Below are 6,155 nucleotides of genomic sequence, written 5' to 3'. Positions count from 1 at the left end.
AGGAGTCTGTGGAAAAACTCCCGAAACAGCTAAATTACAAGATCTGCTTGTCTATATGGCTAAAAGTGTATCAGCATGCTGTAATGTTTTGGAAGGTAAAACTGAGGTGTTAGGAGATAAATATAAATGGGTTGTAAACTCTCTATTTATGACTATCACCAATTCAAATTTTGATGATGAAGCTATTATGGCTGAAATAAAAAAAGGACATGCCTATAAGGAAGAATTAGTGACAAAAATTGGAGAATTAGAATTGAAAATACCAGATAAATATCTTCAGTTTTAAAAACCTAGTTGCCATATCACTTCTGAAGACGATCATGTAGAATTTAATGAGAAAGGAATTTTGACACCAAATGAGAGTTATTCACTCTTAGATTATGCCTGTAATATTTCTTCTAAAGAAAGTATGATTGAATTTGGAGAAAAAGTAGGAGTGCTTAGAACTGAAAATGAAGATGTTAGATCTTTAAGAGAACTTATTACTTATGGTCTAAAAGGTATGAGTGCTTATGTTGAACATGCCATGAACCTCGGTTCAGAAAATTGCGAAATATATAGTTTTATGACCAGAGCATTGGCCGAATTAGATAATGATGCTTTATCCATAGATGAATTGGTAGCTCTTACTTTAGAAACAGGGAAATATGGTGTAGAAGCTATGGCACTTCTTGATGGTGCAAACACTAGTACCTATGGTAATCCTGAGGCAACACAAGTAAACATTGGTGTGAAAAATAATCCAAGTATCCTTATCTCTGGACACGATTTAAAAGATTTAGAGCAACTATTAGAGCAAACAAAGGGAACTGGAGTGGATGTATATACTCATTCTGAAATGCTTCCTGCTAACTCTTATCCTGCATTTAAAAAATATGACAATTTAGTTGGAAACTATGGTGGTTCTTGGTGGCATCAAACTAAAGAATTTGTTTCATTTAATGGTCCTGTTTTATTTACAAGTAACTGTATAGTACCTCCTAGAGGACAAACTTCAGAATATCTTGATAGAATATACACTACCAATTCAGCTGGATTAACAGGTGCTAAACATATCCTTAAAGATAGTGATGGTAAAAAAGATTTTTCTGCAATTATAGAACACGCTAAAAAATGTGCTCCTCCTATAGAAATAGAAACTGGTACTATTACTGGTGGTTTTGCTCATAATCAAATACTGGCTCTAGCTGATAAAATAGTTGAAGCAATTAAGTCTGGTGCAATCAAAAAATTCTTCGTTATGGGTGGTTGTGATGCTAGAATGCAAGATAGAAAATATTATACTGAATTTGCAGAAAAATTACCAAAGGATACTGTAATTCTAACTGCTGGATGCGCTAAATTTAGATATAACAAATTAGATTTAGGAGATATCGGTGGAATCCCAAGAGTACTTGATGCTGGTCAATGTAATGACTCTTATTCTTTAGCAGTTGTGGCTATGAAATTACAAGAAATTTTCGGATTAGATGATATAAATGATCTTCCTATTGTATTTAATATTGGATGGTATGAGCAAAAAGCAGTTCTTGTATTGTTAGCACTCCTACATTTAGGTTTCAAAAATGTTCATGTAGGACCAACTCTTCCTGCATTCTTATCTCCAAATGTTACAGATGTACTCGTAAAGAATTTTGGCATTGCCGGGATTAGTGATGTAGACAGTGATTTAGCGAAATTTTTATAAAAAAAGAGTGGGGCAATAATTTATGCTTCTAAAGGATGATTTCTGTATTCTACAGAGTCATCTTTTTTTTAAAATTCAGGAAATAAAAAACCTATTTAAAAAATTGAATTTTAAAATAAAGTTTTATTTTTAAAAAAATGATAACCTTTTAGAAAAGAGGTTGAAAAAATTAAAATAACTATAAAATTGTGGAAGTAGAGTTAATAGATATAGAGGAGGAGTTACATTGAAATATTATGCAGGAGTGGATTTAGGAGGAACAAATACTAAAATAGGGATTTTAGACAAGAATGGTGAAATTTTAATAAAAGAAACAATAAAGACATTTTCGGGAAAAGGTATGGAAGCGACCTTGGAAAGAATATGGGCAACGATAGAGAGCCTAATGGGTCAAAAAGAAATAAGTAAAAAAAACATGCATGGAATAAGAATAGGTATTCCAAGACCTGTAATAAATCATAAAGAGTGTGTAAGGTGGTGGAAAAAATGAAGATAGGTTTAGCACTGGGAAGTGGATCTTCTCGAGGATGGGCACACATAGGTATAATAAAGGCTTTAGCTGATCTGGGGATTGAGCCAGATATAGTATGTGGAACATCTATAGGGGCAATGGTTGGAGCGTCTTATCTGTCAAATAATCTTGAAAATTTAGAAAAATGGGCATGCTCATTGACCAAATTTGAGATAGCTAAATTTTTTGAGATAAATATGTCTTTGAATGGGTTTATCGATACCCAAAGGCTTCATTATTTTTTAAATAAATATGTAGCAGCTGATAAATCAATCATAGAAGAGTTTAATAAACAATATGCGGCTGTAGCAACAGATTTAGAGACCGGGAAAGAGATATGGTTAACTAAAGGGTCGGTTTTAGAAGCAGTCTGGTCTTCAGTTTCATTACCGGGATTATTTCCTGCTATAAAAACCAATGATAGGTGGCTTGTAGATGGTGGGTTGGTTAATCCTGTGCCGGTATCTACTTGTCGTGCATTGGGGGCTGACATAGTAATAGCCGTAGATTTAAATGGTGATATCGTAGGAAAACATTTTAAAAAATCCATTCCTCCTAGAAAAAAATCGGGAGTAATGAGTAAGATAAATAATTTAGTCAGAGAATATACACCTTCTATATTTGACACAGATGAAAATAATGAATCTCCTCCAGGTTTATTTGATGCTATCGCCGGTTCAATCAATATTACTCAGGATAGAATCACTAAAAGCCGTATGGGAGAAGATCCACCGGATATCCTACTCTCCCCTAAGTTATCCCATATCAAGCTGTTAGAATTTTATCGGGCAAGGGAAGCCATCGATGAGGGAAGAAAGTGCGTTCAAAATAAGATGATAGATTTAAATGCTATTCTGGAAGCTATGGACAGGGAATAGTTCATCATTGGAAAATATGATAGAATATGATAGAATATAAAGAATAGAATGCATTAAAGTTAAGGGGAGATAGATGATACCAAAACATATAGCAATTATAATGGATGGCAATGGAAGATGGGCTCAAAATAAACATCTACCTAGATTTGTCGGGCACCGTGAGGGTGCTAAAAGGATAAAAGTAATAATAGAACATGCAGGACAGATAGGGATAAAATACTTATCGGTATATGCTTTTTCCACAGAAAATTGGAAAAGACCCCAAAAAGAGGTAGATGCTCTTATGGATATTTTTCAAAAATATCTAAAGGCTGAAGCTAAAAATATGTTAAGAGATAACATTAGGTTGATAGTTACAGGAAGAAAAGACGGCATATCTTCTAAACTTTTAACTGCTATATCTGAGGTAGAAGAATTGACTGCTGATAATGACGGACTTACCTTTAATATATGTTTTAACTATGGGGGAAGAACGGAAATAATAGACGCGATAAAAAAAATAATTGAATCTGGAGAAAAAAATATCAGTGAAGAGAATTTTAAAGATTACCTTTATTCTGATATGCCAGATCCTGAATTAGTTATAAGAACCAGCGGGGAATTTAGGATATCTAATTTTTTACTTTGGCAGATAGCTTACTCAGAAATATATGTAACAGATGTATTATGGCCAGATTTTGACGAGAAAGAATTTGATAGAGCAATAGAAAATTTTGAGAGTAGAGACAGAAGATTTGGAGGAGTAAAAGATGTTAAATAGAATATTGGTGGCTTTAATATTAGTTCCTCTGACGGTGTACGTATATCTATATGGAGACAAAAGTTTTCTGGCATTTACGGTGCTTTTAATAGGAATAGGAATATATGAAATCTATCAAATGATGGAATCTAAAGGGATAGTTGTAAATAAGGTTGTCGGGATAATAATTGGAGGAGCAATACCCTTAGCCTTGTACTCCAGTGTATTATCAAATGGAAATATGTTGAAAAAATTGATAAAAAATAATATAGGATATAATGTAGATATGTCTAAAGGAACTATGGTTCTCATCTTGGGAATATTTATCCTTATGTTTATCAGAATATATCAAAATAAAGTAGAAGGTAGTAGCGACTATGTAGCGTATACAATGCTAGGAGTACTCTATGTAGGGTTTTTATTTGCCCATATAGTTCCTATAAAATATATGCTGAATGGAAGTAAATGGCTGATGACTATCCAAATATTAGTATGGATATCGGATACATTTGCATATCTTGTAGGAGTGAAATTTGGAAGAAAATTATTTTCTCGTGGACTCTGTGAGATAAGCCCTAAAAAATCCATAGAGGGATCTTTGGGATCAATAGTATTTACTGTTATAACTATGCTATTAATAAAAGGATTTCTATTTAAAGATTTGAATATATCGGGGATCCATTTGATAATAGTCCCTATATTGATTGCTGTGGTTGGCCAAATTGGTGATTTGGCAGAATCGGTATTTAAAAGAGAATTTGGTGTAAAAGATTCAGGAAAAATATTAGGTGGACATGGTGGAATATTAGACAGATATGATAGTTTAATCTGGGTATTTCCGTTGATGTATTATTACCTTAAATTTTTCTTATAAAAAATAAGATCATATTGTATCCAATAAAAAAAAGAGAGCGAAAGCTCCTTTTTTTTTGTATAATAAAAAGGAGAGTTAAAAATGCCAGAATAAGGGGTTGATTAAGATTAAGAATATAACAATATTAGGAAGTACTGGAAGTATTGGAACTAATGCACTGGAAGTGATTAGAAATAAAAGTTCAGAATTTAATGTGGTCGCTATGAGTGCCCACTATAATCATAAATTATTGATGGAACAGATAGAGGAGTTTAAACCTGCATATGTATCTATTGGAACAGAGAAGGGATATGAGGAGATAGTATGGAGATATCCTGACTTAGAGGTATACCTGGGAAATGAAGGACTTAAAAAATTAGGAGGATTAGATGAAGCAGATATAGTCCTCACAGCAGTAAGTGGTGCAGTAGGAATCGAGGCAACGATAGAGTCCATAAAAAAAGAGAAGAGGATAGCTCTTGCTAACAAGGAAACCATGGTAGCAGCAGGAGATCTGATAAATAATCTGTTGAAGGAATATAAGGCAGAGATAATTCCAGTGGACAGCGAACATTCAGCCATCTACCAATCTCTTTTAGGTGGGAAAAAAGATGAGGTAAATAAGATAATAATCACAGCAAGTGGAGGGACTTTCAGAGGGAAAACATTGGAAGAGCTAAAAAATGTAAAGGTTGAAGATGCTCTGAAACATCCAAATTGGTCCATGGGAAAAAAAATAACCATAGATTCATCTACCCTGTGTAACAAAGGTTTAGAAGTTATAGAGGCACATCAACTTTTTAATGTTTCCTATGATGATATAGAGGTATTGGTACATCCCCAGAGTATAATTCATTCAATGGTAGAATTTAAGGATATGTCTGTAATAGCTCAACTAGGAGTGCCGGATATGAAGGTACCTATTCAATATGCTTTTACCTATCCAGATAGAGTTTCTAACAAGGTCTTGGAATGTTTAAATTTCAAAACAATCTCCAACCTTACTTTCGATGAGGTAGATAATGAGGTATTTAAAGGTGTGGAGTATGCATACCTTGCAGGAAGGACAGGACAATCTATGCCGGCGGTCTACAATGCGGCCAATGAGATAGCTGTAGATCAATTTATAAATGGAAATATTAAATTTTTAGAGATCTATAAAGTTATAAAAAATACTATGGATAACCATGAGGTGCACCCAGTAGATACCTTGGAAGCAGTGATAAAAGCTGATAGTTGGGCAAGAGAAGAAGCTACAAGAATAATCAAAACTTATAAATAGGAAATAAGAAATTAAATTAAAAATTGTATAGATCAAAATAGGAGAGGGATATGTTGAAATTAATGGGTCTGTCTCATATTTTGTGTAAACCTCCAAATTAGTGTAAACTACAATTACATTAATTTGGAGGTTTTTTTATGAGAAAAAGAAGAAAAGATTTATCCCCTGATGAATTAGCACGAAAAGAGCTAATTAGAGAATATCT

Annotated in this window: 5 protein-coding genes and 1 pseudogene; all 6 read left to right on the top strand. The window is 33.3% G+C overall.

Translation table 11 applies throughout. The features are described from left to right. Positions 1-1,687, top strand: a pseudogene (gene hcp / locus V5784_RS08605) (hydroxylamine reductase); the annotation flags it as partial. Positions 1,688-1,913: 226 nt separating this feature from the next. Next, positions 1,914-2,177 carry an ROK family protein gene (locus V5784_RS08600; protein WP_336888623.1) on the top strand — a complete coding sequence of 88 codons (264 nt, stop codon included), beginning with the start codon at positions 1,914-1,916 and terminating at the stop codon, positions 2,175-2,177. Beyond that, positions 2,174-3,076, top strand: a complete 903-nt coding sequence (locus V5784_RS08595) for a patatin-like phospholipase family protein (RefSeq protein ID WP_336888622.1) — start codon at positions 2,174-2,176, stop codon at positions 3,074-3,076. The genes V5784_RS08600 and V5784_RS08595 overlap by 4 nt, the downstream gene beginning before the upstream one ends. A 73-nt stretch (positions 3,077-3,149) precedes the next feature. Further along, on the top strand, positions 3,150-3,836 hold the full coding sequence (locus V5784_RS08590; RefSeq protein WP_336888621.1) for an isoprenyl transferase: 687 nt from the start codon (positions 3,150-3,152) through the stop codon (positions 3,834-3,836). Next, positions 3,826-4,689 (top strand): phosphatidate cytidylyltransferase, encoded by an 864-nt coding sequence (locus tag V5784_RS08585; protein WP_336888620.1) that lies wholly within the window; start codon positions 3,826-3,828, stop codon positions 4,687-4,689. The genes V5784_RS08590 and V5784_RS08585 overlap by 11 nt, the downstream gene beginning before the upstream one ends. Before the next feature lie 97 nt (positions 4,690-4,786). Next, positions 4,787-5,950, top strand: a complete 1,164-nt coding sequence (locus V5784_RS08580) for a 1-deoxy-D-xylulose-5-phosphate reductoisomerase (protein WP_336888619.1) — start codon at positions 4,787-4,789, stop codon at positions 5,948-5,950. Positions 5,951-6,155 lie beyond the last annotated feature (205 nt).

It is taken from the genome of Psychrilyobacter sp. (genome assembly GCF_037132775.1).
In the GTDB taxonomy this organism is placed as follows: Bacteria; Fusobacteriota; Fusobacteriia; order Fusobacteriales; family Fusobacteriaceae; genus Psychrilyobacter.
Note: the sequence above shows the minus strand (reverse complement) of the source record. Positions and strands in the feature narration are given on the sequence as shown.